Source organism: Streptomyces sp. NPDC030245 (genome assembly GCF_055572995.1).
This window is the reverse complement of the sequence record NZ_JBVICF010000033.1, coordinates 1-1,294: the sequence shown is the minus strand read 5'-3', so window position 1 is coordinate 1,294 and position 1,294 is coordinate 1. Positions and strand designations below refer to the sequence as shown.

At 58.5% G+C, this 1,294-nt stretch carries 2 protein-coding genes; both read right to left on the bottom strand.

Features of this window, described 5'->3' with window-relative positions; all coding sequences use genetic code 11:
* Nucleotides 1-154: 154 nt before the first annotated feature.
* A complete protein-coding gene (locus ACZ4Z4_RS38265) occupies nt 155-505 on the bottom strand; it encodes a hypothetical protein (RefSeq protein ID WP_009684320.1) in 351 nt (116 codons plus the stop codon).
* 433 nt (nt 506-938) lie between these two features.
* Nucleotides 939-1,294 (bottom strand): hypothetical protein (locus ACZ4Z4_RS38260; protein ID WP_468338514.1); only part of this gene is annotated, 356 nt, incomplete at its 5' end.

The following is a 1,294-nucleotide window of genomic DNA, read 5'->3' as shown; positions in this document are numbered from 1 at the left end:
AGCCCACCCGGAACCCGTCAGAACGGACCCCCTGAATGAACTCTTTCGGTGACTTCTTGTAGTCGGACAGCTTCATGCGCTAAAGCTTTCTCAGCAAATTAGCGCTTACTATAGCCTAATGAAAGTCAAAAGATCGAGAGCAACCCATCTGCTCTCAGAGAGACCACCAAGCCAGCAATTTCGCCAGGTCGACCTCGCCAAGCCGAGCCCTTCCCCACTCCAATGCCGTGCGGAAGTCAGCCTGCCCGGATGTAGCAGGCTCGACGCGCACCGAGTCAGCGCCGGCCAGTGGGGCACTCAGCATGCCAGCCACCAGCAAGGCTTCATCTACTGAGGAAATCACATCCGCGTGCTCAGCACCCCTGAGACGATAACGAACTGAGCAGGAGCCAACCCAACCCTGGAACTCAGCCGCGACCACACCAGGTAGGCGCATATCGGCGACCAAGCGCCTATGGCGAATGAATTTCGCCACCGGTGAACTATCCGCAGCCAACTTGATCACGACCGGCTCCTATCAACAACAGTCCTGCACATGCCAATTCGCGCAGCGACAGCCCTCTTCCGGCCCCACCGATACCCCCATACCCAGACAGCAAAGACAACCAGCAATCCCCACAACCCAAGCCCGAGGCCAATCGGGACAGCCACACCGAAACAGCTAGACACTACCACCGGCAACAGAAACAGGACTGCAAAGGCAATAGACGCCCAGACCGCCCCTGCAGCACCCGCTCCTTTCGAAACCTCTTCCGGAAGGGCGCCATAAACGATTCGACCGTGACACCCCCGGCACACATGATCGCCGGGGGAAAATTCCGCTCCACAGCCACCACAGGTATATGTCTCTGCCACCACCAACACCCCTTCGCTCGCAACTTACGGTGGACTATCCGTGGCGTGATCTAGGTTTCAAAATCACGCCACGGATAGATGCCTCAGCGCTCAGCCTGGCGCTTGATGAAACGAAGAGCGTCAGCATTACCTGCCTCTGCTGCCTGCTGCATCAATGACTCGAATTCGCCTTCGTCGCCGTCACGGAGGCGCAGCGCCGCGAGGGTGAAGAGCGCCGTTCCGTTCCCTTGGCTCGCCAAAGCTTCGAGAGAGGTCCTGTTCTCTTTCGGGAAGTTCTGCGCAAGCCAGATGATCGCTTCCGGCTTGCCCTGCTCAGCGAATTTTCGCATCACCGGCTCCAACTTAGCGCGATCAGCCTCTCGATCCATGGACTGCAGCCACGACGAGACAGGGCCACGTTCGCCGAGGACCGCCATGCCCCCGCAAAATAAAATGGCGA